The sequence below is a fragment of the Breoghania sp. genome (assembly GCF_030066895.1).
Taxonomy (GTDB): Bacteria; Pseudomonadota; Alphaproteobacteria; order Rhizobiales; family Stappiaceae; genus Breoghania.
On sequence record NZ_JASJAV010000001.1, the window covers coordinates 1 to 27,000 of the forward strand.

Annotated in this window: 33 protein-coding genes and 8 pseudogenes; 10 read left to right on the top strand and 31 right to left on the bottom strand. The window is 61.2% G+C overall.

From position 1 onward, the window contains the following. Both QNJ43_RS00005 and QNJ43_RS00010 read right to left on the bottom strand, forming a co-directional pair. On the bottom strand, positions 1-528 hold a 528-nt coding region (locus QNJ43_RS00005), incomplete at its 3' end, for a flagellar hook-basal body complex protein (protein WP_300466362.1). A gap of 3 nt (positions 529-531) precedes the next feature. Then, positions 532-1,290, bottom strand: coding sequence for a DUF1217 domain-containing protein (locus tag QNJ43_RS00010; RefSeq protein ID WP_300466364.1), 759 nt, complete (start codon positions 1,288-1,290; stop codon positions 532-534). 290 nt (positions 1,291-1,580) lie between these two features. Between QNJ43_RS00010 and motA the strand changes: the two genes are divergently transcribed. From motA to QNJ43_RS00050, 10 genes and pseudogenes are all read left to right on the top strand, one after another. Then, positions 1,581-2,474: a flagellar motor stator protein MotA gene (gene motA, locus QNJ43_RS00015; protein ID WP_300466366.1), complete on the top strand. Its 894-nt coding sequence runs from the start codon at positions 1,581-1,583 to the stop codon at positions 2,472-2,474. 121 nt (positions 2,475-2,595) lie between these two features. After that, positions 2,596-2,805: pseudogene (locus QNJ43_RS26465) on the top strand (flagellar motor switch protein FliM); the annotation flags it as partial. Beyond that, positions 2,742-3,152: a hypothetical protein gene (locus tag QNJ43_RS26470; protein WP_346432823.1), complete on the top strand. Its 411-nt coding sequence runs from the start codon at positions 2,742-2,744 to the stop codon at positions 3,150-3,152. The pseudogene QNJ43_RS26465 and the gene QNJ43_RS26470, both read left to right, overlap by 64 nt. A gap of 54 nt (positions 3,153-3,206) precedes the next feature. Continuing rightward, the gene (locus QNJ43_RS26475) at positions 3,207-3,425 is read left to right on the top strand and encodes a FliM/FliN family flagellar motor C-terminal domain-containing protein (RefSeq protein ID WP_346432824.1); all 219 of its coding nucleotides are present in this window, start codon (positions 3,207-3,209) and stop codon (positions 3,423-3,425) included. Continuing rightward, positions 3,406-3,831, top strand: coding sequence for a hypothetical protein (locus QNJ43_RS00025; protein WP_300466368.1), 426 nt, complete (start codon positions 3,406-3,408; stop codon positions 3,829-3,831). The genes QNJ43_RS26475 and QNJ43_RS00025 overlap by 20 nt, the downstream gene beginning before the upstream one ends. Before the next feature lie 317 nt (positions 3,832-4,148). Then, positions 4,149-4,417: pseudogene (fliN, locus tag QNJ43_RS00030) on the top strand (flagellar motor switch protein FliN); the annotation flags it as partial. Between the two features lie 74 nt (positions 4,418-4,491). Then, positions 4,492-5,514: a flagellar motor switch protein FliG gene (locus QNJ43_RS00035; protein ID WP_300466370.1), complete on the top strand. Its 1,023-nt coding sequence runs from the start codon at positions 4,492-4,494 to the stop codon at positions 5,512-5,514. A 151-nt stretch (positions 5,515-5,665) separates the two neighbouring features. Next, positions 5,666-6,742: a flagellar biosynthesis protein FlhB gene (flhB, locus tag QNJ43_RS00040; protein WP_300466372.1), complete on the top strand. Its 1,077-nt coding sequence runs from the start codon at positions 5,666-5,668 to the stop codon at positions 6,740-6,742. A 14-nt stretch (positions 6,743-6,756) separates the two neighbouring features. Beyond that, complete coding sequence (locus tag QNJ43_RS00045; RefSeq protein ID WP_300466374.1) at positions 6,757-7,047, top strand: hypothetical protein; 291 nt, start codon at positions 6,757-6,759, stop codon at positions 7,045-7,047. A 45-nt stretch (positions 7,048-7,092) separates the two neighbouring features. Next, positions 7,093-7,215, top strand: a complete 123-nt coding sequence (locus QNJ43_RS00050; RefSeq protein WP_300466376.1) for a hypothetical protein — start codon at positions 7,093-7,095, stop codon at positions 7,213-7,215. Between the two features lie 423 nt (positions 7,216-7,638). Here the strand turns inward: QNJ43_RS00050 and QNJ43_RS00055 are convergent, their stop codons facing one another. From QNJ43_RS00055 to flgI, 29 genes and pseudogenes are all read right to left on the bottom strand, one after another. Continuing rightward, on the bottom strand, positions 7,639-7,956 hold the full coding sequence (locus QNJ43_RS00055) for a hypothetical protein (RefSeq protein ID WP_300466378.1): 318 nt from the start codon (positions 7,954-7,956) through the stop codon (positions 7,639-7,641). 2 nt (positions 7,957-7,958) lie between these two features. Continuing rightward, positions 7,959-8,357 (bottom strand): flagellar protein FlgN, encoded by a 399-nt coding sequence (locus tag QNJ43_RS00060; protein WP_300466380.1) that lies wholly within the window; start codon positions 8,355-8,357, stop codon positions 7,959-7,961. A gap of 130 nt (positions 8,358-8,487) precedes the next feature. After that, complete coding sequence (locus tag QNJ43_RS00065) at positions 8,488-8,955, bottom strand: rod-binding protein (RefSeq protein WP_300466382.1); 468 nt, start codon at positions 8,953-8,955, stop codon at positions 8,488-8,490. Between the two features lie 24 nt (positions 8,956-8,979). Continuing rightward, complete coding sequence (locus tag QNJ43_RS00070; protein ID WP_300467302.1) at positions 8,980-9,411, bottom strand: flagellar biosynthesis protein R; 432 nt, start codon at positions 9,409-9,411, stop codon at positions 8,980-8,982. A gap of 6 nt (positions 9,412-9,417) precedes the next feature. Further along, a complete protein-coding gene (locus QNJ43_RS26480; RefSeq protein WP_346432825.1) occupies positions 9,418-9,753 on the bottom strand; it encodes a flagellar biosynthetic protein FliR in 336 nt (111 codons plus the stop codon). After that, positions 9,743-10,147: pseudogene (locus QNJ43_RS00080) on the bottom strand (flagellar biosynthetic protein FliR); the annotation flags it as partial. The pseudogene QNJ43_RS00080 and the gene QNJ43_RS26480, both read right to left, overlap by 11 nt. A gap of 38 nt (positions 10,148-10,185) precedes the next feature. Next, positions 10,186-12,054, bottom strand: a pseudogene (gene flhA, locus QNJ43_RS00085) (flagellar biosynthesis protein FlhA). A gap of 30 nt (positions 12,055-12,084) precedes the next feature. After that, entirely contained in the window at positions 12,085-12,276 is a 192-nt protein-coding gene (locus QNJ43_RS00090; RefSeq protein WP_300466384.1) for a hypothetical protein, read from the bottom strand. Between the two features lie 521 nt (positions 12,277-12,797). After that, positions 12,798-13,066, bottom strand: a pseudogene (gene fliQ / locus QNJ43_RS00095) (flagellar biosynthesis protein FliQ). A gap of 196 nt (positions 13,067-13,262) precedes the next feature. Continuing rightward, positions 13,263-13,391 (bottom strand): annotated as a pseudogene (locus QNJ43_RS00100) (flagellar hook capping FlgD N-terminal domain-containing protein); the annotation flags it as partial. Between the two features lie 13 nt (positions 13,392-13,404). Next, positions 13,405-13,527, bottom strand: coding sequence for a hypothetical protein (locus QNJ43_RS00105; protein WP_300466386.1), 123 nt, complete (start codon positions 13,525-13,527; stop codon positions 13,405-13,407). After that, positions 13,528-13,827, bottom strand: a complete 300-nt coding sequence (locus tag QNJ43_RS00110) for a flagellar biosynthesis repressor FlbT (protein ID WP_300466388.1) — start codon at positions 13,825-13,827, stop codon at positions 13,528-13,530. It abuts the gene before it with no gap. Beyond that, a complete protein-coding gene (flaF, locus tag QNJ43_RS00115; protein ID WP_300466390.1) occupies positions 13,824-14,171 on the bottom strand; it encodes a flagellar biosynthesis regulator FlaF in 348 nt (115 codons plus the stop codon). The genes QNJ43_RS00110 and flaF overlap by 4 nt, the downstream gene beginning before the upstream one ends. A gap of 64 nt (positions 14,172-14,235) precedes the next feature. Continuing rightward, positions 14,236-15,285: a flagellar hook-associated family protein gene (locus QNJ43_RS00120; protein ID WP_300466392.1), complete on the bottom strand. Its 1,050-nt coding sequence runs from the start codon at positions 15,283-15,285 to the stop codon at positions 14,236-14,238. Between the two features lie 8 nt (positions 15,286-15,293). After that, entirely contained in the window at positions 15,294-15,578 is a 285-nt protein-coding gene (locus QNJ43_RS00125) for a flagellar basal body rod C-terminal domain-containing protein (protein ID WP_300466394.1), read from the bottom strand. A 42-nt stretch (positions 15,579-15,620) separates the two neighbouring features. After that, a complete protein-coding gene (locus QNJ43_RS00130) occupies positions 15,621-16,244 on the bottom strand; it encodes a hypothetical protein (protein WP_300466396.1) in 624 nt (207 codons plus the stop codon). After that, positions 16,207-17,532 (bottom strand): flagellar hook-length control protein FliK, encoded by a 1,326-nt coding sequence (locus QNJ43_RS00135; protein ID WP_300466398.1) that lies wholly within the window; start codon positions 17,530-17,532, stop codon positions 16,207-16,209. The genes QNJ43_RS00130 and QNJ43_RS00135 overlap by 38 nt, the downstream gene beginning before the upstream one ends. A gap of 9 nt (positions 17,533-17,541) precedes the next feature. Beyond that, positions 17,542-17,763, bottom strand: coding sequence for a hypothetical protein (locus tag QNJ43_RS00140; RefSeq protein WP_300466400.1), 222 nt, complete (start codon positions 17,761-17,763; stop codon positions 17,542-17,544). A 3-nt stretch (positions 17,764-17,766) separates the two neighbouring features. Further along, positions 17,767-19,122: a hypothetical protein gene (locus QNJ43_RS00145; RefSeq protein ID WP_300466402.1), complete on the bottom strand. Its 1,356-nt coding sequence runs from the start codon at positions 19,120-19,122 to the stop codon at positions 17,767-17,769. Then, positions 19,103-19,453 carry a flagellar motor protein MotB gene (locus QNJ43_RS00150; RefSeq protein ID WP_300466404.1) on the bottom strand — a complete coding sequence of 117 codons (351 nt, stop codon included), beginning with the start codon at positions 19,451-19,453 and terminating at the stop codon, positions 19,103-19,105. Before QNJ43_RS00150 ends, QNJ43_RS00145 begins: the two co-directional genes overlap by 20 nt. Continuing rightward, positions 19,450-19,968: a hypothetical protein gene (locus tag QNJ43_RS00155; protein WP_300466406.1), complete on the bottom strand. Its 519-nt coding sequence runs from the start codon at positions 19,966-19,968 to the stop codon at positions 19,450-19,452. Before QNJ43_RS00155 ends, QNJ43_RS00150 begins: the two co-directional genes overlap by 4 nt. 177 nt (positions 19,969-20,145) lie before the next feature. Continuing rightward, entirely contained in the window at positions 20,146-21,606 is a 1,461-nt protein-coding gene (gene fliF, locus QNJ43_RS00160) for a flagellar basal-body MS-ring/collar protein FliF (protein WP_300466408.1), read from the bottom strand. Between the two features lie 188 nt (positions 21,607-21,794). After that, positions 21,795-22,703 carry a flagellin gene (locus tag QNJ43_RS00165; RefSeq protein ID WP_300466410.1) on the bottom strand — a complete coding sequence of 303 codons (909 nt, stop codon included), beginning with the start codon at positions 22,701-22,703 and terminating at the stop codon, positions 21,795-21,797. A gap of 156 nt (positions 22,704-22,859) precedes the next feature. Next, positions 22,860-23,549 (bottom strand): annotated as a pseudogene (gene fliP / locus QNJ43_RS00170) (flagellar type III secretion system pore protein FliP); the annotation flags it as partial. Positions 23,550-23,673: 124 nt separating this feature from the next. Next, a complete protein-coding gene (locus tag QNJ43_RS00175) occupies positions 23,674-24,102 on the bottom strand; it encodes a flagellar protein (protein WP_300466412.1) in 429 nt (142 codons plus the stop codon). A gap of 13 nt (positions 24,103-24,115) precedes the next feature. Next, the gene (gene flgH, locus QNJ43_RS00180) at positions 24,116-24,817 is read right to left on the bottom strand and encodes a flagellar basal body L-ring protein FlgH (protein WP_300466414.1); all 702 of its coding nucleotides are present in this window, start codon (positions 24,815-24,817) and stop codon (positions 24,116-24,118) included. 28 nt (positions 24,818-24,845) lie between these two features. Beyond that, positions 24,846-25,019, bottom strand: coding sequence for a hypothetical protein (locus QNJ43_RS00185; protein ID WP_300466416.1), 174 nt, complete (start codon positions 25,017-25,019; stop codon positions 24,846-24,848). Between the two features lie 6 nt (positions 25,020-25,025). Further along, entirely contained in the window at positions 25,026-25,280 is a 255-nt protein-coding gene (locus QNJ43_RS00190) for a hypothetical protein (RefSeq protein WP_300466418.1), read from the bottom strand. 649 nt (positions 25,281-25,929) lie between these two features. After that, positions 25,930-26,986: pseudogene (gene flgI, locus QNJ43_RS00195) on the bottom strand (flagellar basal body P-ring protein FlgI). Positions 26,987-27,000 lie beyond the last annotated feature (14 nt).

Sequence of the window (27,000 nt, forward strand, 5' to 3'; positions counted from 1 at the left end):
GTCGGGAACAACGGCCGAATTGTCCAACCGGGAGAGCTTGGCATCGGCCGGGATCTCGAACAGGCCGATTGTGCCAGCGCGTTCCTCGCCCTGGAAAACCGAACCATCGGCAGCAATCGTCGTCGTTCCGCCTTCCGGATCGAGAATGATTGGCAGACTGCCGCTGTCGAGAACGGGATAGTCGTTCACCGTGCGCAGCATGCCATCGGTGCCCATCGACATCCGACCGTCTCGCGTATAGGCGACACCGGCCTGCGTGTGGATGGTCAGCCAGCCATCCCCGTCCACCGCGACATCGAGCGGGTTGTCGGTCTTGGTCAGGTCGCCGTGCTGGCGCGAGATATAGACCTCGCCGCCATTGGTGAACGACACAGGATCTGGCCCTGCCTTCGACATGACTTCGGAGAACTTGACCTCATTGGCCCGGTACCCCGCCGTGTTCATGTTGGAGACATTGCGCGCCATGGTTTCAAGCCAACGCGAAATGGCAACCTGACTGGACAGGGCAACGTAAAGCGAAGACTCCATCGCTCAAACGCCCCCGAGTTTGAGGTTCTGGATACTGGCCCGCAGATCTTCGTCCATCGTGATGGTCGTATTGGCCGAGGTGATGACCTGAAGCGCGGGGGAGGTGGCCGTCGCCGTCTCGTTTTGCAGATCGTACATCGCGCTGAAGCGCTCCAGAAACGTCTGCAGCGCTTCGGGATCCTGGAAGTCCTCGATATTAATCCGTTCCTCGATATATTCCGCCTGCTTGTCGATATCGGCGGAGGCGAATTCATCGGGAAGGCCGAGCGCGGTATAGACGACTTCGGCCAAGGCCTGATCGGCCAGAATGTCGTAGGCGCTTTCGATATCGGAGACCTGGCGCGAGAAATAGAGTGCGAGACGAACGCCTTCGTTCGAGCTGCCCTCTTTCTCCTCCAGCGTCTGACGCAGGTAGGCGTCCACCACATCCTGGCGCGTGGCCTCGAATGTCGTGGTGACCTCGCCGTAGCGGGCGAAATTGAACGTTTCCGCGAAAGCCGCGTACTTGCCGTCGGTGAACTGTTTGGCGAAGGAATCGTCGTCGTCGATCCCCTCCTCCAGCACCTTGCGCATGAACGTCTTGGCGTAATCCATGTCTTCCAGACCAAACGCCTTCATCGCGTAGTCGAACAGGCGATCGTCTTCCAGGAACTCGTCGATGGACGTCACGTTCTCCATGTTTTCGAGATAGTAGGCGCTTTCACGTTCCAAGGTCGGATCGGACGCAACCGTCGTCAACGACCGATCCAGGTTGTTGGTCACGATCTGATACTGAAGCAAAGTACTTATCATTCCGGCGCTCTCATCTTCTCGGTCAAGCTATGGCCAGATGATGAGAGCTGTGGCTTGCCTCAGGCTGACCCGCCCGGCGGCATGGCACGCCCGGACGTCGCACCGTCACGATTGCTTCGAACATATACGCGCGCGCGCCGTGATCGCCGCGCGCATTTCGCGTGCCCTCTGTCCGGTCTTTCGCCCCGACAGCTTCAAGCAAGCCTCGCCTCCTAGTCTCCTGTCCAGACAAACGAGCCAGCTCATGCAGGAGGCGGCAATTGACTATCATCATCGGCCTGATCATCGCCGGAGCGTCGCTGATCGGTGGCTTTGCAGCACTGGGCGGCAAGATGCTTGTCCTGCGGCAACCCTTTGAATTCCTGATCATCGTGGGCGTGGCCTTCGGGGCCTATATCGTCGCCAACCCGCTTAAGGTTATCGCGGACACCGCCCGTTCCATCGGAGAGGCGCTCGTCCATTCGGTGCCGCGCAAGCGCGACTATCTCGACGTGGTCGGCGTGCTCTACGCCCTGATGCGCGAACTGCGCGCCAAGGGCCGCAACGAGGTGGAGCCCCATATCGAAGATCCGGACAATTCCGAGATCTTCCGCAAGTTCCCCTCGCTCCAGAAACACAAGCCGCTGCGCACCTTCGTGTGCGACTACTTCCGACTGATCATCGTCGGCAATGCGCGCCCGCATGAAATCGAGGCGCTCATGGACGAAGAACTGGAGACCATCGCGCGGGACAAGATGAAGCCCTATCACGCGATGACGGTTCTCGCCGAAGCGCTGCCTGCCATCGGCATCGTCGCCGCCGTGCTCGGCGTGATCAAAGCGATGGGCGCGATCGACCAGTCGCCGCAGATCCTCGGCGGTCTCATCGGCGCGGCGCTCGTCGGCACCTTCCTGTCCTACGGATTGGTGACGCCGCTTGCCAACAACATCAAGGGCGTGCGCGAACGCCGCCTGCGTCCCTACGTCATCGTCAAGCAGTCGCTGCTGGCCTTCCTCAACGGGGCTGCACCGCAGATCGCGATCGAGCACGGACGCAAGACCATCAATGCCAACGACCGCCCGTCCATCGACGAGGTGGAGAACGAAACCATTACCCACGCCGTCATGACGACGGCGGACAACGTTCAGGAACTGAACCAGAAGGGAGCGGCCTGACGCCATGATGGAGACAGCAACCGCCACCGCGGCCGAGCGCTCGCAGATCACCGATCGCCTGCTCGACGCCGCCGGCATCTCCGTGGACCGGCTTCCGATGCTGCCCGTGGTCTTCGACCGCATGGTCCGCATCTTTGCCGACGCCATGCGCCAGAAATCGACCTCGCCGTCCTACATCTCGGTGAGCTACATCGACAACGAGCGCATCGGAGACGTGCTCGATGAATACGAGATCAACGCCCTGGTTGCGGTCTACTACTCACCTGAGTGGGACAGCCGCATCCTGATCGGCTTCGACCGCGATTTCATCTTCACGCTGGCCGACGTCCTGTTCGGTGCCGACGGCACCGAGCCGCCGATCGACGAAGAGCGCAACTTCTCCAATATCGAGACCCGCGGATCGCCCACACGATCTTCGAGGAGGCCTCCAAGGCCCTTCAGGATTCCTTTAAGCCGATCGCAGAAACCAAAATCAAACTGGAGCGCATCGAAAGCCGGATGGACTTCGCCATTCTCGGCCGACGCAACAATCCGGCCGTGGTGGCCCGGCTTCTTGTCCAGGCGATCGGGCGCGGCGGCAAAGTTTTCGTCATCCTGCCGCACACCACCCTCAATCCACTGCGCCAGCGCCTGTCGCAGGTCATTTTCGGCGAAATGACCAACCGCGACAAGGAATAGACGCACCACTTCCAGAGTGAGATCCAGCACACCAAGGTCAAGCTCCAGGCGATCCTGGAGGAACAGCATGTCACGCTCGGCGACATCGTCAACATGGAAGTCGGCCAGCTCATCGAGCTGCAGGCGACCCCGCGCAGCCCGGTCAAGCTGGAATGCAACAAGCAGCCGATCTTCACATGCCGGCTCGAGCGCCTCGACGGCGCGTACACGCTCCAGGTCGAGGACCTGATCTATCAGAACGAGAATCTGCTCGATGATCTTTTATCTCGTTGATACGGCGTTGATGGTCGTGCTTGTCATCACCAGCGTCAAAATGGTCACCATATATCGCGAGCTGAAGCGGCTCAGTGGATATCACGCGGACTATCAGCGCATCTTCGATCAGATCACGCTGGCGCTCGACGGCATCGAGGTCTCCATTCAGGAGATCAACGTGCGCGGCGCCCAGGTCCTCAACGCGCTCGGCGAGCGCATGGACGACGCCCGCGGCCTGATCACCGATATCGACGCGCTGATGCGCGAGGCCCGCAAGCATCAGGCCGCCCTGCGCAGCGAGATCCGCGCCCTTCATTCAGAGCGCGAACGCTCCCGCGAAACGCCAGAGACGCCGCGTTCCAGGTCCCACACGGGCGCGGGATCTCACGGCACGCTGAAGGCCTCGGGCGACGCGGCCGGCTAACATCCGACAAAGCGCGACAAGACCCGGCTCTATTCCGGCCAGGGCAATCGCCTGGCGGTTGATCCCGCAGCCGCAGCCTTCGCGGGGCTGAATTCCACCGACATGCGCGTCCAGCGCATCGACGACAACACCTACGCGAATTCCTTCCGGTCCGTTTCCGTAGGCGACAAGGATACCTTCAAATGAACGACATCAACGATTTCGACAGCGCCGAAGAAATCACCATCGCGGCCAACATGCACGATTTCGGCGCCGAGGATGCCCCGCGCGTCTCCAAGTCGACCTTCCACGGCGAAGAAGCCGACGACGAGGAAAAGCGCAATCTCGACACCATCCTCGGCATTCCGGTCGATGTGCAGGTCGTGCTCGGCTCCGCATCCATGCTCGTGGCGAACCTCCTGAAGCTCGGTCGCGGCTCGGCTCGGTCATTCCGCTCAACCACCGGGTCGGCGAACCGGTCGACATCGTCGTCAACGGCCGCGTGGTGACGCGGGGCGAAGTGGTGGTCGTGGAAGATAACAACTCGCGCTTCGGCGTCTCCTTGACCGAAATCATCGCAAACCAGGGCGGCGCTCTGGAGGCGTGAGCGACAGCGGCGAGCCGGATCACACCGACCGGCGGGACCCCAGCGACAGTGGATGAACGAAGATCAATGCCAATGTGAGCGTTGAGCACCAGCGCAGGGCAAAGCCGTTGCGCGGTATCCAGAAGGTGGCAGCGCTGCTGCTGGCGATGGGAAAGGCCAATGCGGGCCGCCTGCTGAAGCATTTCGACCAGGAGGAAATTCGTCTCATCACCCTCAACGCCACCCAGCTCGGCGCGGTGAGTTCCGTCGAACTGGACGAGATCGCGGACGAGTTCCTGAGGCAGTTCGCCAATGGCGCCAACCTCTTCGGCACCGTCGGTGAAGTGGAAAAGATGCTCGACGGCGTTTTGCCCGAAGATGCCGTCTCCGAAATCATGTCGGACGTGCTGGACAACTCCAACCGCTCGATCTGGGACCGGATCACGACCATGTCGGAAACGGTGCTCACCAACTATCTGACCAAGGAGCACCCGCAGACCTCGGCGCTGACCCTGTCAAAGATCCGTCCGGCGGCCGCCGCCAAGGTCCTGAGCCAAATGCCCGAACCGCTGCGCAACCAGCTCATGCGCCGCATGCTGTCCATCAAGCCGATCGTGCAGGAAATCATGCGCGATATGGAAAAGACGCTGCACGAGGATTTCATGCTCAACCTGTCGGGCTCGATGGAAGCCGACAGCTTCGCCCGCATGGCCGACATCCTCAACAAGATGGAGCGCGACCACATGGAGGACGCGCTGGAGAACCTCAACGAGGAACAGCCGAAGTCGACGGAACTCCTGAAGGGTCTGCTCTTCACCTTCGACGACATCATCAACCTGAATGCGCGCACGCAGATGGCGATCTTCGATCAGATCCCCACCGACAGCATCGTGATGGCGCTGAAGGGGACCTCGCCGCAGTTCCGCAAGGCAATCCTGTCGTCGCTGACCTCGCGCACGCGCCGCATCGTGGAGTTCGAACTGAATTCCGGCGAGCCGGCCACCCAGCGCGACGTCCTGGAGGCGCACCGCACCATCACCGACCTGGCGCTGGAAATGGCCGGGCGCGGCGAGATCGAGCTCAATCCCAAGCAGGACGAAAGCACCTACTACAGTTAATGCCCCCTTCCCTCCGCCACGAGACCGGTGGTGGGGAACGGGGTCTCCGTCCATCCGGCCGTTTGCGATCAGGTCGCGACGGTCCCCGGCACCGGAGCATGTGGCCGGTGCCGACGCACCATGACCGTGAACATGTCAGGCACGAATGATAATGGCGGACTCGCAAGACGAGGAGTCAAAGACAGAGGAGCCGACAGAAAAGAAGATCAGCGACGCCATCGAGAAGGGTAACGTGCCCACATCGAAGGAAGCGTCGATCCTGATCTCCTTTCTGGTGATCCTGCTGATCGGAAGCTTTGCGACCGTCTCGGGCGCACAGCGCCTTAGTCAGAGCCTGGCCCGGTTCATCGAAGATGCGGAAGGAATACGCCTTGGAAACGGCGCCGATGCAATCATGCTTACCCGCGTTGTCGGGCTGAAAGTGGGACGCTTTCTCATTTCCATCGTTGTCATCCTCATGATGGGCGGGCTCGCGGCCGCGTGGTTCCGGAACGTACCACGCGTGGTCGGCGAACGGATCAAGCCCGACCTCTTCCGTATTTCGCTCACGAAGGGGTGGAAACCGATCTTCGGCCTTGAAGGTTTGGTGGAATTTCTCAAGGCCATTTTCAAATTCACAACGATCGCCGTCGTCGCCCTGGTGCTGCTGCGATCGGACCAAAATGTTCTGGTAAATGCCATGTTCACCGACCCCAGTGACCTCCCGGAAACGATCCTCCGTCCGGCCACGCGGCTTCTGTCGGGGGTGGCGATCGCGATGATCGTGCTGGTTGCGGCAGATCTCGTGTGGGCCCGCACGAACTGGCGGCGCAAGCTGCGCATGAGCCGTCGCGACATCAAGGACGAGCACAAGCAGATGGAGGGCGATCCGCTGGTCAAGGCGCGCATGCGCTCACTGGCGCGCGACCGAACCCGTAACCGCATGATGTCGGCGATTCCGAAGGCGACGCTGGTCGTCGCCAACCCGCCCCATTTCGCCGTCGCGCTTCGCTATGACCGCGACGAGGACGCAGCTCCCTTCGTCGTTGCCAAGGGACAGGACCTGATCACGCTGAAAATCCGCCAGATCGCCGAGGACAATCAGGTGCCGGTTATCGAGAACAAGGAACTGGCGCGCGCCCTTTATCCAGTCGTTGAGGTCGATCGCATGATCCCACCCCAATTTTATCGTGCAGTGGCGGAGGTGATCTATTATGTGTATTCGCGCGACAATGACATGGTCGTGTAATGGAACATGTTGGAGTGAGTACCACGCCCCGCGGTACAGGCGATAGCAGCGGCAAACGCGAACAGATCCTGGCGCACGCCATCCAGGATATAGCGGCCGAATTGGGTCTGATAGACGTGACGGACATGATATTCTATGTGCTTGCTAGCAAACGCGGGAATATCAACGATCTGGTTCGATCTTCGGTCGAGCTATATTTCAAGACCGGCACGCTGCGCTACGGCTCGGCCGCGAATGTGGATCTCAACTGGGGCTCCACGCCGACGATCAATCTCGACCTGGAATTCCGCCACAACGGCGTCTAGGTTTATTTCGGCCTGTCGCTGTCGGCCCTGCGCGCGGGCGTCGACATGTATCACATCGAATTCGCCGATCCTTCCGTCGATCCGGCAAGCAACACCGAGCAGCTCGTCAACGCCCTCAAGGACGCCCGCCTGCCCGCCCCCAAGGCCAAGAACCGGGTGCTGCAGTAGGGCGCTTCTGGAACGGCTCGGCAGTGGTTACTGCGGAGGTCGAGCCTCCGGACAATCGCCGGCGACGGTTCCCCGAAGCCTCGCCCCAAACGGCATTTGTCTAAGGGCCTCCGCCCTTCCCGTCTTCCTACCGCTATTTCACAAATCTCTCCAGCTTCATCCCGGACGCGATGCTGCACGCATTGACGCTTCGCAAATCCGGGATCTATCCTCGGTGTCACCGCACGATCCAGAAGACGCGCACACGGACATCCTTCCCCACTCGCGACTTCCCATAAAAAAACCGCCACCCCGATGGGGTGACGGTCCAGGTGAGGCGAATGTAGGGTCGAAAGCTAATCCGGCTTCGACCACGCAGAGGAATTCGCCCGGGCATCTGTCAAAACAACAGGCACCCTCACACGGGGTACGGGCCGGTTCGGTTCAGTTCGAGATGACGTCCTCCTTGGAGAAATAGTCGAATTCCTCCATCAGGATCTCGTGAATGAACGGGCCTCTCATCCGCTTGTTCACCCGTTCGCGGATCTCTTTCTTCAAGATCTCGAGGTCATAGCGTTCCAGGTGCTTGAAATCGAGCGAGCAGTCCTCATAGATCAGCCGGGTCTTCTCGTAGTCCAGCCCCTCGAGCACGATATCTGCCGGATCGATACCGTTCATGTGCGTCATCCAGTAGACCGCACCGTAGCTTGAGCCGGCGGTCACCGCGGCCATCCAGATCCCGATTGTGAGCACCCTGAGCATGGCTAGATCCGTTCCCCACCGACCTGGCGCAAATAGGTTCCGTCGGATTCCGCCTCGATGAGCGAGCGCGAGATCAGCTCGGAGATTTCCTGCACCGCCCGCAGATGCGTCGACAGGAGCTGCATGTTGTCGTGAAGACTGCTTCTGAGAACTCCGAGTTGCGCGGCCAGAACGGCATCGCCCGAACCTTCGCTCAGATTGCGGCCGGCGCGCGTGAGATCCAGCAGCGCCTGGCTCTTGCGGCGTTCGAAATCCCTGAGATCGACCCCGGCGCGTTTCCGCAAGGCTGTCGTCTCCGCAACGACCGCGGCATTGGCTCGCTCGATGGCCACGATCAGCGCCTGGCGACCGCTTGCAGAGACGTCGGCAACAGACGACGGCTGACAGGGAGAGGATTCCACCGGTAGGTTCTCCATTGAGACCAAACCCTTTTCAGGAGCGTGTCGCCTGCGTCCGGGGCCTCCCAAGGCAGATCCGTCGCTCGTTTTATAATATGCCGAAGCCCCCGGAGTTCAAATTCGACCGGCCCGACTAGCCGATCCGCTCCTTCAACGAGCTGGTGATCATGTCGGCGACACCGACGCCCCCGGCCCCGGCAATTTGATTGCCGATCTGCTCGGCCATCATCGATTTCCAGATCGAACCGGCCGTTCCCTTGCCGAAGACCTCCTCCGCATCCTCTGGCATCATCGCCTCAATGAATTGCTGGAGCATCAGGACCTCGAATTTCTGATTGGGCGTAAACGCGCTCGCCGCCACCGCTGTGCGGCTGTGCATGCTCGTGCGCCGCGCCGCGATGCTCGTCCCGCCACTCCGGATTGCGCTGCCTCGCGCATAGGACCCGTAGGCATCGCCGGACTCTACCCCGTCAGCCCCGGCGCGCATGGCCTTTGCGTCGTTTGCAATCGACTGCAACTTGGCCGAGGCGACCTTCAGCTCGTGCGGATTGACCGCCTTCGCGACGTCCAGCACCAGATCGGAGGGAGGAGAAATTGCCATCGATCAGATCTTCGGATGATAGGTTTACTTGCGCTTCACACTAGCGGCAGGCCCTTGCGCGAGGCTTGCTTCCCGCTGCGTCAGTGAGGAATCGATCACCAGCGCGAGTTGCCGCTTTTCCTCCACCGCGCGTTCGTCCTTCTCCACCCGGCCGAGCTGGCGTTTCGTCACCTCCATCATTCGCTCCTGCCGCTGCAAGCCGGCTTCCACGCGTTGGCGCGTTTCCATCAGCTTGCTCTGTTCGGATGCAATGGTTTTCAGGCGCCGCGACGCGTTTCGGATGAAACGGTCATGGAGCGCGAGCTCCCCGCCAGATAGCGAGACAAACACGCGCTCCTGACTGTCCATGAGCTGCTTGTTTTCCCAATCGAAGGAAACGAGCGTGCACTCGGAAAGCTGGTGCAATTGCCGCTGCAGCTTGAGAATGCGGTTGATATGGCGAAGACGGTCGGACATCGCGCACTACCCGTATTGAAGCCAGTTGAAATAGCCGTCGAGAAAGATCCGCATGAAGTCGGAGATGACGACGAAGAGGAAGTAGAGCACGCCGATGATGATCAGTGGCATGGAGATGAAGTAGACCGGGATCTGGAGCGTCAGACGGTTGGTGATGCCAATCGTGAATTTCACCGCGATGGAATAGACGATGAAAGGCGACCCGATGCGCAGCGCCAGCCAGAAGGCGGAGGCAGGCTGCCTGGTGAATTGTTCCAGCCCCCTCGCTCGGCTGCATGGCGATGCTCGGCGGCAGCCGGACGTAGGATTGCGCCAGCCCCCGAAACACTTCCTGGTGCTGATCGGTGATGAAGATCACCGCCGTCGCCGTGACGGTGAGAAGGGTCGCAAGCGGTGTCAGAGCTTCGTCGCTCGCCATGGGAACGCCGGAAACGTTGTTCATCCCCATCGCCATCGACATCAGCGTGCCGATCGTCTCCAGCGCTGCGATGAACGCGCGCGCCATCAGGCCGATCAAAAGGCCGATATAGAGTTCGCCGAGGATCAGCCGCGCGGTGGTCACCAGATTCATATCCGGCATCGCCTTGAGCATGACCGGCAGCAGCATCGGCGCCATGGCGAAGGTGGAGGCGACCGCCATCAGAAGCCGGATGCGCATGTCGACGCGGTTGCTGGAAAAACCGGGGATGTCCATCATGCACGCCCCGATCCTGCAAAAGAGCAGGAAGGTGGCCATGACGGTCTTCGGCCCGATTGCCGCGACCAGGAGCTCGCTCACGACACGTTGCCAATCGACGTGACTTCGACGCCGCGCGCGATTTCCAGATGCGAGAGCACCGGGAGGGTCGGGAACATCCGTTCCACGATCATCCGCACATAGGGCCGCGCCTCGGATGCGGCCACGACGACGAACTTGTTGCCCGCATCCATCTGCGTGCGCACGGCCTTGGTCAGTTCCGCGCCAAACTGCTCGACAAGCTGCGGATCAATGTCGAACTCGGTGACCTCGCCCTTGTTGTCGCGCTTCAGGTTCTGGTGGAAGGCCAGATCCCAGCGGTTGCCGAGCCGCATGATCTTCAACGGTTCACCGGCCGCCAGATCGCCGCAGATCTGCTGGGCGATGCGCAGGCGGACATGTTCCACCACCTGCTCGGAGCGGCGCACATCGGGCACGATCTCCGCCACCGCTTCCAGGATCAGATGCAGGTTGCGGATGGAGACGCGCTCCGCCAGCAGCAGCTTGAGCACCGCCTGAAGCCCGGAATAGGAGGTGTGGGAGGGGCAGATATCCTCGATCAGCCGCTTGTATTCCGGATCGAGACGGTCGAGCAGTTTGCGCATTTCCTTGTAGGAGAGAAGCTACGGTAGGTTGTTGCGCACCACTTCGCTCAGATGCGTGAGGATCACGGTGTCGTTTTCCGCCGGCGTATGGCCGCTGCGCTTGGCCTCTTCCGCATAGGCCGACGGCACCCAGAAGGCCTTCATGCCGAAAGCCGGTTCGCGGGTCTCGTCGCCCGGAACAGTCAGCTTGCCGTTCTCGCCGGTGATCACCAGCAATTCGCCCACCCGCAACTTGTTCTGGGCAACCACCGTGCCGTGGATCTTGATCTGGTAGCTCTTGGGCTCGAGCGTCATGCTGTCGGTCACCCGGATATCGAGCACGACGAAGCCGAACTGCTCGGCGAATTTCCGTCGCATGCGCCCGACGCGGTTCGCGAGTTCGCCGTGATTGGCTAGAAGCTGCACCGCGACCTGCTTGCCGAGACACAGCTAGATCTCGACCGACTTCAGCAACTCCTTCACCGAATCCCGGCTTTCCGCCTTCTTCTTGATCTCCGCCGCCTTCGCCGCCTGCTCTTCCTGCGTTTTCTTCTCCGCCAGGCGCTTGGGCACCGTATAGGCGACAAACGCCATCAGAGATCCGAGCAGCGCAAAGGGAATGACCGGAAGCCCCGGCACGATCGCCAGGATCCCCATCAAAACGGAGGCCACGAACAGCGCGCGGGGGTAAAGGCCGAGCTGACCGAGAACCGCGCTTTCCGCCCTGCCCCGCGTTCCGCCCTTGGAAACGAGAAGATCGGCCACAAGAGAGACGATCAAAGCCGGGATCTGCGAAACCAGACCGTCGCCGACCGACAACTTGGTGAAGACGTCGGCGGCCTAGGACACATCCATGTCGTAACGCGTCACGCCGATGACGATGCCGCCAAGGATATTGACGGTGGTGATGATCAGACCGGCAATCGCATCGCCGCGCACGAACTTGGAGGCACCGTCCATGGCGCCGAAGAAAGAGCCTTCCTCTTCCAGTTCATACCGGCGGCGCTTCGCCTCCTTCTCGTTGATGAGGCCCGCGTTCAGATCGGCATCGATAGCCATCTGCTTGCCGGGGATCGCATCGAGGGTGAAGCGCGCGCCCACTTCCGCGATACGCGTTGCGCCCTTGGTGATGACGAGGAAGTTTACGATCACCAGGATTACAAAGACGATCAGATCGATGACGAAATCGCCGCTCATGACGAATTTCGAAAAGCCGTTGATGATGTACCCGGCCGCGGTCGTTCCCTCAAAGCCATGCGCCAGGATCACGCGCGTCGTCGCGATGTTGAGCGACAAGCGCAGCATCGTGACGAGCAGCAGGATCGTGGGAGAGGAGGAGAAATCGAGCGGCTTCTAGATCCACAGCGCGACCATCAGAATGAGCGTGGAAAACGCGATGAACAGCGCAAGCCCCACATCGATCAGGAACGAGGGAACCGGCAGGAACAGGATCGTCAGAACGATGATGATACCGATGGCAAAACCGATATCTCGACGGCTTTCCTTGATGATTTCGGTGGGGACGGTGGCCCCTATCACGGACATGCCATCTCCTCTTGAGCGCTTTTCGTTGAAACGACTATTGCCAGCTCAAGCTTGCGCGAAGGTGGCGTGGGGGGGGCGAGGTGCCGAGGGGGGCTAAGGCACATGCAGCCATCCTTCGATACGGCGCGCTGCGCTTCCTCAGGATGACGTTGTGTGTGTTGGGGAATTGAGCGCGACCGCCTGGAGAGGGCGTGCGTCCGGAAGCGTCTCAATGGACGGAGCGCAACGGGCACGTTTTGCCCCTGACTGTCATCCCCGCGCAGGCGGGGACCCAGTACCCCCCCAGAATCCGGTTATCGAGCAAGAACCACGCACGCCTCTGGAATGCTGGATCCCCGCCTGCGCGGGGATGACAATAGTGCGTGTGGGGTTTGCCTCGACATACTCAGACATCGGCATGTCCCGGCACCAAACGCCGAGATCGGCTCCGCGTTTCATCCCTCACGACGTCATCCTGAGGAGCCGTCATCAGACGGCGTCTCGAAGGATGGGTCGCTTGTTCCGCCCCGCCAATCCCCCGCCTAGAACCCGCTTTCGATGTGCGAGTAGGCCAGCGCGGTAAAGCCGTAGATCTGGCCGCCGATGAAGGGACCGGCGATCACGATCATCACCAGGATGGCGACGATCTTCGGGATGAAGGTCAGCGTGACCTCCTGCACCTGGGTCAGGGCCTGCATCAGCGCGATCGTCACGCCGACGACCATTGCCGGTACGATCGCCGGGGCGCGGCCCCGACGATGATCGTCCAGATCGCGCTGCGCACGAGATCGAATGCATCTGCCTCGTTCATCAGGAGAATCGCCACCCCCGCGCCGAGCAGGATGCCCGAACCGTCTTCCAGGCCCAGCACGGTGCCGTCGCTGTAGACCGATGACGCCGGTCGTGCCGTCCGCAGCGGTCGCCGTACGGCCGATCAGGTCGCCGGTCTGCGAGAACGTCGCAAGCTGGGAGAGCTGCTCGGTGGAATCCATCGGATCGGTCGGATCCTGATTTTTCATCTGCTCGATCATCAGCGTCAGGAACGCATCGTAATCCAGCGTCAGATCTTCCAGCGAGGACGACGTGCTCGTCGAGGTCGTCGTCGTGGTCGAATAATCCGTGGATGTGGTGATCATTTTCGCTGCTCCTCTATGCCGTGCGGACGGCCGAGCCGTCGGACTTTTTTCCCATGATCACCTCCTCGATCCCGTAGAGACCGCGAATGATCTTCATCGTATCGAAATAGCGTTCCGCTTCCAGCATCAGCCCCACCTAATCGAACCCTTCCAAGCTCTCCAGGTTGGAGAAAGCCTTCTGAGCCGCCGAAATCAGCGATTTCGCCAGATCGCGGGCAGTTTCCACCGTCGCGGGATCCATCAGCATGGTCTGGAACACGAAGTAGATCTGGCGCAGCGGCGTATGGGTCTCATGCGGCTGGATCACATGCCCCTCCAGCAGGAACACCGCATCGCTCATCAGTTCGACCGTGGTCTTGCGGTTGAACCGCAACACGGCTCCGTTGACGAACAGCCGTTCGCCCGTCTTCAAAACGAGGTTGATGGATTTCGTCATGCCAGCCCGTCCCGGATCGTCGCGTTGATTTGAATAAGTTCGTCGAAATTGTCCGAGCGCTCGTTGAGGATGGACTCCAGCTCCTTCATCACCCAGAGCCCGATCGAGATCAGATCGGTGCGAAGCGATACGGGCAGCTCGTTCTTGTCGCTTTCCAGGTCGTCGATGAAATAGGCCCAGACACGGCGGGTGTTGTACAAGGCTTCGATAGCCTCCTTCGATCGCCGACCCTTTTCCTTCACTGATGTGAGCTGCTCGACGATCATTCCCATTGCCTGCCTCTCGTTTCCGCGCGTATCCGCGCAGAATTCATCGAGCGTTTCGGCATACGAGAAGTTGTACATAGACGCATCTTTACCTGTGGGCGCCGCCCCCGGTCGCAAAACCGGGATCGGCCCCTTCGAAAACTCAGAGGTAGTTGATCAGGCTGAGTTCGGAGAGCCGAGCCGTGACCGTGTAGGTCGTTTCCATCTGGGTAACTGCAGTTTCTAGAAGAACCGCGGTTTCGGTGGTGTCGACATTCTCCAGTTCAACGATGCGCTCGTTCAGAATGTCGGTCTGGATGGCCAGCCGTTCGCTGGCATTGGAGACGCGTTCCTGAGCAGTTCCGAGATCCACCACGATGTCGGTAATCCCGGCGATCGCTTCGCCCAGAAGTGAGATCTCCTTCTCGATGATCGCACTGTAGGCGCCCTCGCTGAGGCCCTCCGTCCCCAGATCCGCGACCATGGTAAAGGCCTCGGCAAGCTGCCGGAACGCCTCCTCATTGGCGCTGACGGAAGTCTCCGCCAGTTCGCTGGTGGAAATCCGGCTGCGGATGCTCTGGTCCGAGGCGCTCGACCAGTCCGTGCCCCAGGCCGGATCGTCGAACAACGCCGCGAAATCGGTATCGAGGAAGTTTTCCATTTCCGTGGCGCTGATGCTCGCAGCCGCCGCGTCATTCTGTGCAAAGCCGAAATAGTTTAGGAAGGCCGTGTCGACCGCCGTCTGGTTCGATCCCTCAGGCGTCCCGTAATACTCGACGATCGGGCTCACGTCGGTGTTGAGACCGGCAAAGATGTAGCTGCCGTTCAACTGGGTGTTGAGCCGCGAAACCAGCAGATCGAGCCCGGCCTCGTCTTCGCTCTGCGCGACCGCCGCGCTGCCGGAACTGTCGGAGACGCCGACGAGCGTGGACAGGAAATCCTCCGCCGTAGACACAAGATCGGCGAGCGCGGCCTGGCTGACGTCGAGACGGTAGGCGACCAGGGCATTGGTGTCCATGATCGCGTTGAGACGATTGTATTCGGAACGAAGCATCACCGCCTCGCCCGTGCCGCTTCCCAGATCGAGCCCCACATCCGCCTTGCGACCCGTCGAAAGCTCTGTCTGCAGCTTTGCCAGATTGCTCGCCTGCTGCATCAACACGCTTCGCGAGGAATTCGACAGGGAATAGGAAGAAACAAAGGTCGTTTTCATCGCGACTACTACCTTATGGTTGAGAACAGGTCGTCGAACATTTCGTCGACCGTCGCTATCATTTTGACCGCGGCGGAGTAGCCACGCTCGATATCGAGAAGAAGCATCATTTCCTCATCGATATTCACGCCGGTTGCATTGGATAGGGATTCCGCCGTGCGCTCAACGATGACGGTTTGGACCTCCAGATCCGCATCCGACGACTTGCGCGCTGCTTCCAGCCAACTCACCGAGGAGGAGGCGAAGTCCGCCAGCGTATCGGTCGCATCCAGCTCCACGCCCGCATCGAACACCCGCGCCTCATCGAAGCCGTCGAGGTATTCCTGCAGGCGGTCCTAATAGGCCGCCAGATCATCCGTGTTGTAATCGTAGTCCGTGCCCGCCATGCCGCCGTCGCGCAGCAGATCGATATCGCCGCCCTGATCGGGATCGACCGCAGTTTTGATCTCGATGTCGCCGGCAAGATCGGTGACAAGCGTCGATGTGGTGGGAACCGCAGGACCACCAGAATAGGTGAACAGACTCGTCTGATCGGGCCCGCCGCCCCCGATCTGATCGCTTTCGGCAAAGGCCTCGATGAGCCCCCGCGCGATGGCATGCAGCTCCAGCATTTGCGCGACGGAGGAAAACTCCTTGCCGTGGTAATGGTGGTTGATCTGCATGCAGCCGAGATCGATCAGCGTCTTGCCGCTTTTTCGGGCGTTGTGGAACATCGCCTCCGCCTCGCGCGCCGAGGTCGCAAAGCGCGCCTTGCCCTCGATATTGAGCGCATAGGGCTGAAGGGAATCCTTGCGGCCCGTCTCCGTCAGACCGACCGAATAGAGCACGCCGAGGGGAACGCCATAGCGGCGGAAGCGGCGACCATCTCGCGTTCGCAGATGTTCATCGCGGCCCCCCCCAGTCGCAATCGGGATCAGGAAACTAGAGATAGAGAGAGCGACGGTCGCGCGAAGGCTCATCCGTGCCATGCGCACTCTTATCCGTCAGGTGATCGCCGTGACCGGCACTGCCGCCCTCACCTGCCCCCGATCCACCGTCGCCATTGCCGTTGGTAGTCGCACCGCCGGGCTGACCTTCGCCACGCCCGCCGTTCTGCCAGGACATCTGACCGGCATTCTGCGCATTGGACGCGGCCGTGACCTGGAAGGGCGAGCGATCGTCGCCCATAGCCTGAATGGTGACGTTATCGGCCTTGCATCCGGCGGCCTGCAGCATCCTGTCGAGCATGTGCTTGCCTTTCTGCAGCATCTCGACCGTCTGCTGATTGGCGGAGCGGACATCGACCTGCAACATGTCGTCGACCATCCGCATGGTGACGCGTACGGTGCCGAGTTCTTCCGGCTGAAGCTTGATCTCCAGGATCTTGACCATCGGGCCTGAGGTCTGCGTGCCCGCCATCGTGCTCTCGAGCAGATTGGCAGCCGCACCCGTCTGCGTCCCCGGCATGATGCCGAGCGGCTTCGTCACGGCTTCGCCCACCTGCTGGATCGGCGGAATGCGCATGGAGGGCGCGAAATGGGTTTCCTGGCGCACGACGTCGATCGACTCCGCCGAAATGCGTGAGGACGATCCGGACGACGTCTCCATCGACTTCGCGTTGAGATCCACCGCTTCCGCCTTCACGCAGAACCGCGAGAAAAGCGTATCCAGTTCGCCATCCGAGGACATCTCGCCGTCAACGCCAGCCTGAGCGTTGGCGTCATTCTGGCCCTGTCCTTGAGAAGAGGCGCGCGAGGCGCCCGCCTCACCGGCCGTGGCCGTCTTGCCCTGAACGGCGAAGGAAAGCCTGGTCGCGAGATCGACGACGGTGGACATGGCCTGTGTCGCCGTGGTCGCCCACTGCCCCTTGGCCAAAGGTTCCGCTCCATCCTGAGATGAGGCGTCACCGTCTTCACCAATATCCGTGCCCGCATCTGCCCCGGCTTCCGAGGTTGCGGTCTTGCCGTCTTCCCCCTCGCCCTTCGTGCCCAACAGCGGGGCGAGAACGGAGGTCGACGGCATCTGACTGCTTTCCTCGCTCGACGCCGTTTCACCGCCAGCCGTTTGCGCGGCTCCCTTTCCGGCCCCGCCGTTCGATAACAGCCGTATAATCGCCGTGAAAGCGCCGTCGCCCCCTTTCTGCGCGTTCGACGCCCCCTTGGAGGTCGCGTCCGCTTCCACCAGCGTGCCCGGCATCAAAAGGCGCGCGATATCGAGCATCTTGACGGCTTCGACCGGATCCTCGTGAACGAGCAGCGCCGCACGCACCAGCGCGACCTAACCGCCGAGCCCGTGTTCCATCGTCAGCGGATCGAAATCCTGGAAGGCATTGCGCGCCTCTTCCGCCCGCCCCTCGATATAGGCAAGCGAACCGCGCATCAGGCGCTCATCCACCGCCGGTTTCGAATCGTAGCTCAGGAGCTTGCGCATCACCGCCGGATGACCGCCGCTCAACAGATAGGCGACTGCGGCGCGTGCATTGCGGGGAGATCCTGCCAAACCTCAGGAGCGGCATTCTCGAACACGGCCTGCATCAATTTCAGCAACACGCGCTGCGCGGCCTGCGCCTAGCTGTTGCCGTACGCCATCTGCCCCTGCAGCGATTGCAGCGTGCGCACCATCTCGAAGGGTTCCGGCGTTTCCTTTGCCGTGACGACGGCGCAATAACCAAGTGCGACCACCAGCCAGAAGCCGATCAGCATCGCCAGCGGGACGCGCATCCTTCGGGCAAAAGGGAGATATGCGGAGATCATGCCTTGTCTCCCTTGAACAGGATCTCGATGCGGCGGTTTGAGGCCGCAAGGGGAGATCACTCGGCACCTTCAGGTCATGATCGGCATACCCTTCCACCCGCTCCACGCACTTGGGATCGAAACCGCCGCGCATCAGCATGTAATAGGCGATATGGGCCCGCGCGGTAGAAAGCCGCCAGTTGTCATAGGTGCGCGAATGGAAGGGCCGCGCGTCGGTGTGATCGCGAATGATGACCTTGCCCCTGGAGGCGGAAAGCGTCTTGCCGATCTCTTCCATCAGCTTGACGAGCTGGGGAAGCGGTTCGGCCGAGCCGATGGCGAACATTCCGAAGTTCTTGTCGTCGGTCAGGTTGATCAGCAGCCCTTCGTCGGATTGTTCCACCGTGAGACGCGCCGCCACCTTGCCCAATGGCCCACCAGCAATCGCCGCAAGCTGCAACTTCAGACGCCGCGCGGTCTCATCCGCGCCAACCTTGGTGCCGGTATCAGTGTCGCTTGCGCCCACCAAACCGTTTCCGGCGCCCTTCCCGACTCCTTGTCCGACAACTCTGCCCGAGGCCTCGGCGGTTTTCGCCGTCACGACGTTTCCGGTTCCTTGCGCGGTGCCGCCGGGCGTCATCGTGTCGGCCCCGCTACCTCCGGCTTCTCCGGCAACCGCGGCATCCTTCGCCGCCAACTGCAACAGCAGATCCGGATTGGGTTTGCACCGGGGCTCACCGGGCTGCGCCTTCGTCTCGACCGCATCGGAGGTTTTCGCATCTGCAGACATCTCCGACGCCACCACCTTGCGGATCTTCGCGCGGCCCTCGTCTTCCTTCTCACCCTGGGGCGTGAATTGCCAATAGAGTGGATCGAACGGATCGCGATAGGCATGGCCGCCCTTGTCCACCTTTACGCCAAAGCCGACCTTTTCCGACGAAATCCCGGCCGCCGCCGTCGCGGGAACGGAATCCGAAAGCTTGTCCAGAACCGCATAGGGGTTCGAGAAACGGGCCTCTTCCGAATAGGCCTGAACATACTGACCATCGGCCGGCGGGCTTCTCGTGTCCGCGGGCTTGTTGCCTTGCGCAGAGGTCTGAGCGGACTCATTCCGCGTGGCATACATGACAGACGGATCGAAATCCTTTTCCATCCCCGCATTGCCTTGCGGCCGGTCGCGGCCTGCCTCGTTCGTCACCCCCGTTCTTGTCCGGGTCGTTGAGCTCTTTGCGATTGGGTGACGTGGCGGCCAGATTGACCGGGTTGAAATACTGCGCGACGCTCTTTCGGACATTCTCGTCGGTGACGTTGATCAACCACATCACTAGAAAGAACGCCATCATCGCCGTCATGAAGTCGGCATAGGCGATCTTCCACACGCCGCCCTTGGGATGGTCCTGAAACAGCGGCGGGCGACGGCGAACGATCACCAGCTCGGAGGGGGCGCTCTGCGTCATGCTTTATCCTCTTGCGCGTCTTCCAACCGGCGCAGCCAGGTGCCCAGTTGTGTTTCGATCGTCGTGTCGTTGATCGACACGTAGATCTCGATGCCGTCGACCGGCTCAAGACGGATCCCCGTGCCCTCATCGCCCAGGCATTCCTCAAGCCGCCGCAGCAGCCGTTCCGGCCCGCGCACGACGAGGCTCGTGCGCTTGTGGGAACCCAGCAGATCCTTCAGATTGTCAGCAAAAGCCTCGACCACATGCGCGGTCGCCGCTTCCTTGAGAAAGGGAGAGATCAGATGGGCGACCACATCGATCACGCGGTTTTCAAGATCCTGCACGCCCTTGACGATCGAGGATGCAAGGCGCTCGCCCAGTTCCTCCTCGAACTTGGTGCTGGTCATGTCTGCCTCTTCGCGAAGCCGCTGCTTTTCCGCCAGAAGCTTCTCCTCGAAGGCCGCCTCGGCATGCAATTGGGCGAAGGCGGCGACCGAAAGGTTCGGCAACCGCGCGGCGATCGTATCCCTCATAGGGCTGCCTCCGTCTCATACATCCACTGCTTGAGGATCGATGCCGCCTGCTCCTCGTCAATATCCGGGGGCGGTTCCAGCTTTTCTTGAGCGGCGACTGGTTAATCTTCTTGGTGAGGCCCTGGATCAGCAGGGTGTGATCCGACGGTGCCAGACGCGTCCCCTCGCTGTCGCCGCCTATCCGGCTTTACCCGCAGGCAACGCCTCGAATTCGGAAACCTGAACCGCGATCTCCTTCGGCGGCACCAGAGCGGCGAGCGCCGGGTGAAGACCGAACCAGACCAGCATTCCGGCAACGATCAGGATCGTCAGGGCGTTGACAACATTGCCGGACTGGCGCACCAGCAGCTCGACTAGCGAGATTGGCGGCACCGGCTTCATGTCGCGGCTGTTGGCGATGAAATCGACCATCGAGATCGTCACCGTATCGCCGCGCTCGGCGTTCGCGCCGGCAGCGGACGAGACGATCTGCTTGATGTCGGCAAGATGAGCCTCGACGACCTTTTCGCCCACATTGTCGCCGAGCGTCTCCATCATCCGGGCCTTGTCGACCAGCACGGCGATGGACAGCCGGTCGACCCGGTATCCGTCCTGCGCGGTCTCGATCGTCTTCAACGAAATCTCGTAGTTGACCGTGTCTTCGCGGCGGTTGTTCTCCTCGTTGGAGCGCTCGCCGGAATCCGACTGAACCGTCTCGTCGGGCAGGTTCTGCTGCACGGTGATCGGCGGCTCGGAACTGGCGTTCTGGACGCTCTCCTCCTCGCGCACCGTGCGCACGGAGCGTTCGGTGCGCGAATCCAGATCGTAGATCACCTCGTTGGTGTGCTTGCGATCGGTGTTCAGCGTGGCGGCAACCGACACCTCGAAGTTGTCGAGGCCGAGATAGGGGGGCAGAGTGGTGCGGATATTTTCCTGAATGCGGACGTTCACCGCCCCCTCAAGCGAGGCCATCATTCCTGCGGATGCATTGGCCGGATCCTTGCCGGTGGCAAGCATCGTTCCGCGCGTATCAAGCACGGTGACCTTTTCGGCCGTCATGCCGGGAACGGCGGCGGCGACCAGGTGGCGGATGGCTTCCGCCGTCTTCACGTCATCGGCGGATTCCGACCGGATCACAACGGAGGCGAACGGCGGCGGCTGATCGCGCCGGAAGGATCCCTTCTCAGGCATCACGATATGAACGTGCGCGGCACGCACGCCACTCATCAACTGGATCGCGCGTGCGATTTCTCCTTCAAGTGCCCGGACGCGGGTCACCTCCTGCATGAACGAGGTCAGTCCCAGCAAACCGATCTCATCGAAGAGTTCGTACCCGGCTTCCGCCCCGCGTGGCAGACCGCGTTCAGCCAGCAACATACGGGCCCACGCGGTGGAGGAATGATTGACGAAGACGGCGGAGCCTTCCGGATTGACGTCATAGGTGATACCTGCGTCCTGCAGGGCCGCACCGATGCGGCTGACATCCTCGCCGTCGAGCCCGGTATAGAGCGTGACCGTTTCCGGCCGACTAAGATAGTAGGCGCCGAAGCCGACCGTCATCATGGTGACGAGCCCGATCAACGCCATGGCGATGAGCCGTTTCGTTCCCAGTTCCTGAAGATTGGCCCAGAGCTTTTCAGCATCTTCGCGACCCGGCATCGAGCACCCCTGACAACGGTCGAATTGTTCGTTGGACCGACTATCGCCCCCCAAGCTTGCGCGGACATTGCGCGGCCTTTGGTTCATGGGCAGACGAGGTGCAGGCGGGCGCGAACACGAAAAAACCGTGCCGCCCCCGGTCAGGGGCGCGGCTCGTTTTCGGCCGTACTTGTTCGCTCAGATTGAGCTTACTGGAACAGCGAGAGGATGTTCTGGCTCGAAGAGTTGGCGATCGACAGCGCCTGAATACCGAGCTGCTGCTGAACCTGCAGAGCCTGCAGATGGGTCGATTCCTCGTTCATGTCCGCATCGACCAGCTGGCCGATACCGCGATCGAGGGCGCCCGTCAGAGCAGAGACGAACTCGTTCTTCAGCTTCACGCGGCTCTTGGCAGCGCCAAGGGCGGTCGCCGCATCCATGATCTCGGCCAAGGCGTCATCAACGTCGGTCACCATGCCCTCCAGGAGCGCCAGGTCGGCTGCCGAGTCGGTCAGAGCGGAGATGTCGATCGTGGCAACGGCGTTACCGTTGACCTGTGCCTTGTCTAGAATGCCCGACTGGTCGGCGTCATCGTAGAGTTCGGTTTCGGTGATATCGATCTGGATCTTCTCGATCGTGATCACACCGCTGTTGAGGCTGAACGAACCCACGACTTCCTTCGTGGCGTTGTAGGAAGCGTCGGAAGAATCCACCGACAGCCAGTTTTCGTTGTTGAAGACCGCGGAGTCGGCGATGGACCGCAGGTTGTCCTGCGGGGCATCGATTTCTTCCTGGATCTTCGCGCGATCCACGCCCGGCTCGGTGACCACCACGAGTTTCGCCTTGATCTCGTCGACGATGTCGACCGTGCTTTCCATGGCCGCATACACGGTGTCGAGCGTCGCGGCGCCGAGGCCGAGAGCGTCTTCCACCGCGGAAAGAGCCAGATTGTCGGAACGCATGGTCATCGCGATGGACCAGTAAGCCGCGTTGTCCTCGGCCGTCGAAACGCGATAGCCGGTGGAAATACGGTTTTGGACTTCCTCGAAAAAGCTGTTGGTTGCGCTCAGGGTCTGCAGCGCAGTCATCGCCGCAGCATTGGTCATCAAGCTAGCCATTATATGTCCCTTTCAAAGAAAAGATTGGATGGGACATACCGGGTTTGCACCGGTACGGCAGGGCGGCATCATGCCTTCGGATCTATGGGTTGGTTTGAGGATCCAACCTGCCGTGCTTAGGAGACTGACACGCCCACCTTGCGTGGACCTTGCCAGTCAGAAGAAAGACCGTACCAGATTCCCGATCAAAAGGTTCCATCCGTCAATCAGGATGAAAAACAGCGCCTTGAACGGCAGGGAAATCACTGTCGGCGGCAACATCATAATGCCCATGGACATGGTGATGATCGCCACGATCATGTCGATCATCAGGAACGGCAACACGATCAGGAAACCGATTTCGAAGCCGCGACGCAACTCCGAAATCATGAAGGCGGGGATAAGGACCCGCAGTTCCACCTCTTCCGGGCTCGACGCAGGCTTGTCCGTCACGCGGTTCGAGGCAAGATCGTCGAACAGCACAAGGTCGCGTTCGCGCACCTGCCCCAGCATGAACTCGCGGAAGAGCTGCGTGATCCGCGTATACGCCTCCTCCTCCGTGATCTCGTTCTGCATCAACGGCTCCACTCCGTCGTGCCAGGAGCGGTCGAAGGTCGGCGCCATGACATAGAAGGTCATGAACAGCGCCAGCAAGATCAGGATGAGATTGGCGGGCGTTGTCTGCAGCCCGAGGCCCGAGCGCAAAAACGACAGCGCGACAGCGAACCGTGTGAAGTTCGTCACCATGGTCAGGATGCCCGGCGCAACCGACAGGACCGTCAGAAGCGCGACGATCTGAAAGATTCGGCCGGCGGCACTGCCGTCGCCTTCGGGGATGAAACTTGAGAGATCGGGAACCTGCGCGACCGTCGCGGTGAGCGGCCACTATCATGGTGGCGAGAGCAAACCGCTTCATTGGATCACCAGGGATTCGAGAACCAGTTCGCGCACCTGCCCCTTGGAGCGGATCCTCGCGCGCTCATTGAGATATTCACGCAGGTGTTGCAGCCCCGCCGGCTCCCTCGATCTGCGAGAGCGTCAGCGTCTTCAAATAAGCGAGGATGTCCCGTTCCACCCGGCTGACCAGCAGGCTCGCTTCCTCGCTCGCCTCGTCCGTCAGGATGACGGAGACCTGAAACCGGATCCAGGTATCGCGCGGGGCGGCGAGATTGGTCACCATCGGCATCAGGGTGCGCAGTTGCGCATTGGTGCTGTAGACGGGATTGAAGCTCGTCTTGCGCGCCACTCCAGACGCATCGCGGGCAACGGAATCGCGTACCGTATCGACCATTTTCAGGCCGATCAGCCCGCCGGCGCCCGCGGCTGCCGCCGTCAGGAACACGAACCCGAAGATCATGCCGATGCGGCTCGACGTATCCGATCCGGTTCGCCGGATCGGCGCGGATAGTGTGTCGGACATGACGACCGATCTCCTAGAACGGGGAAATGATGTCGAAGAGCTGCGGGCCCCAGCCGGGCTGCTGCACTTCGCTGATGCGGCTGCGTCCGCCGTAGGAAATCCGGGCTTCGGCGATCTTGTCGTAGTCGATCGTGTTGTCGCCGCCGATATCGCGCGGACGCACGATCCCGGCCACGTTCAGGAGCCGCATCTCGTAGTTGACGCGCACTTCCTGCGATCCGGAAATGACAAGATTGCCGTTCGGAAGACGTTCGGTGACGATCGCCGCGACCTTGAGTTCGATCTCTTCGGAGCGGTAGATGGAGCCCTTGCCGGTCGAGGACGAGCCGCTGGATGCGTTGCCCGACACATCGACCGAGCTTGAATCGCTGTCGGCGTTGTATCCACCGCCGAGCCCGATATCGGTCGAAGAGCTGCGCTCGCGATCGGACGTGTTGTCAAGTTCCGCCTTGTCGTCGATGGCGATCTTGACGGTCAGCACGTCGCCGACCTTTCGAGCCCGCGGATCGCGGAAGAAGTCGGTGCGGTTCTCCACCCAAAGGGAGTTGTAGTCCTTGCGCTTCAGCGGCGCGAAGGTCTCCATCGGAATGGAGGTGAGCTGCGACTTCAGGCCCTCGCCCACGGCCGACATGCTCGGCTCGCGCCCGACATCCTTGAGCTGCCCGGCGCATCTGCCGAGCAGAATGAGCGGAACGATGATTGCGGAGGCGCGCATCACGAATCCTTTCCGAAGTCGGCGGCCGTCAGGCTCGCCATGCTCTGGGCCAGTTGCGCGGCTTGAGCTTGGAGAGCACCGCGACCGCGACATCCTCATCCAGGGTCGCAAGCTGCTGTGCGGCGGCATCGGTGCGCATGCGTCCGTAGATCGAGACCACGTGATCCTCGACGGCGGCCAGCACCTTGTTGCGCTTCTCCACCCATTCCTAGAACTGGGAGCGCTTTTCTTCCAGTGCTTCGATCTGTTGTTTCAGGGAGTCCTGCAAGGCCAGGAGTTTCCAGGTTTGCCAGGCGATCCGGGCTTCGGCTGTTGCGTCTACTGTATTGCGGCAATAGGCGGCCACGTCGCTCTCCTGGGTTTCGGCCAGTGCGTCGGCTTGCTGCGCGGCACTTGCTCCTTCAGGAGGCTTCTGCTCGGCAGCACCGGCAGAAGATGTCGCGACCAGTGCGGCCAGCGACACTGGAACACAGGCTCCCCCGGTGGATCGCAGAAATCATTGTCATCGACGCACCGTCTCTTCCGTTCTTTTCTCGACTTCCGGATCGGACTCATCCCGGCGCCAGACCGGCCCCCTTAAGCGGGCCATGAAGACCATGACCAATCTGGCTTGCGCGAAGCTGGGTATGGGAGAGGAAGGGCGGATTTGTACGGAGAACCGGATGGTCGGGAGCGGTAGGGCGAATATCTGAGCGCCCATGTTGCGTGAGCGACCTTGGGAACGGCCCCCTCACCGCAATATCAGCGTATGCCCCTGCGACCGCCCCCTCGCACAATTGTCATCCCCGCGAAGGTGGGGACCCAGTAACCACTGGGTTTTGCGAATTGAACGGCCTTGCCGGACAGGCGCAACGTCCTTTCCCCCCCAATTTCACCGCCATCATCCCCCGGCGAAGTCCGGGGGATCCAGCGTCCTCACCGTGACGCAGACTGCTGGATTGCCCGAACTTCGCCGGGTAATGACGATGGAGAGATGAGGTGTTTCGGGAACGTCGTTCGAAAACTTTCATGCAAATATTTTGCCGCCTAATTACCCGCAGCAAGGCGCAAACGAATCCCGGGCCGGAACAACACGCCTTCAGGAATGACATCGCCTGCGAACGGCGTAGCCCCTACTGGATCACCAGTTCCGCCTGCAACGCACCGGAGGTCTTAATCGCCTGGAGAATCGCGATGATCCCCGTCGGTTTCAACCCGATCCGGTTGAGACCGCGCACGAGCGTCTGAAGGTCGAGCCGCCGACAATCGCCATCCGGCCGCCCTCTCCGTTGGTATCGATGAAGGTTCGCGGCACGACTTGCGTATTGCCGCCCCGCGAAAACGGCGCGGGCTGCGAGATCTGCGGCGTCTCCACCACGCGAACCGTGAGATTTCCGTGGGTTACAGCAACCGTCGAAACCTGCACGTTCCGGCCGATCACTACCGTCCCCGTCCGCTCATCGATGACAACGCGGGCCGGTTGATCGGGCTGCACCAGCAACTCCTCGATCTCCGCGATGAACCGGGTCATGCCAAGACGCTTCGGCTTGCGCAGCACAACGGAGCGATAGTCGCGCTCACGAGCTACGCGCACCCCGTAGCGGTTGTTCGAATAGGTGTTGATCGCATCGGCGACACGCACGGTCGTACGGAAATCCGGATTGTTCAGCTCCAGTACCAGCGACGGGATATCCGCGAATCGGTCGCCGATCTCGCGTTCGATCACCGCGCCGTTGGGAATACGCCCGGTCGTCGGCGTGCCGTTGTCAAGATTTTCCGCTTCACCGGCCGCCTAATACCCGGAAACCGCGAGCGGCCCCTGGGCAAGCGCATAGACCGATCCGTCGGCCGCCATCAAAGGCGTCGCGATCAGCGTGCCGCCCTTCAGCGACGTCGCATCGCCCAGCGAAGAGACGCTGACATCCCGCCCTTTCCGATGAACGCCGGAAGCTCTACCGTAACAGCAACTGCCGCGACGCTACGTGTACGTAACCGCGTGTTACACACGTTTACCCGCATGCTGTCGCCGGAGCCGTTGAGCCCGATCCCCAGACCGTAGCCCACGAGCTGGTTCTCGCGCACGCCCTGGAGGCTGGCGATATCCTTGATGCAGGCCATCGAAAAGGCGGGAGGGACGGCCGTACCGATCGAGATCAGCACCGCGAATAGAAGAGACAGGATGCGCATCATTCGTTTCCTACCAG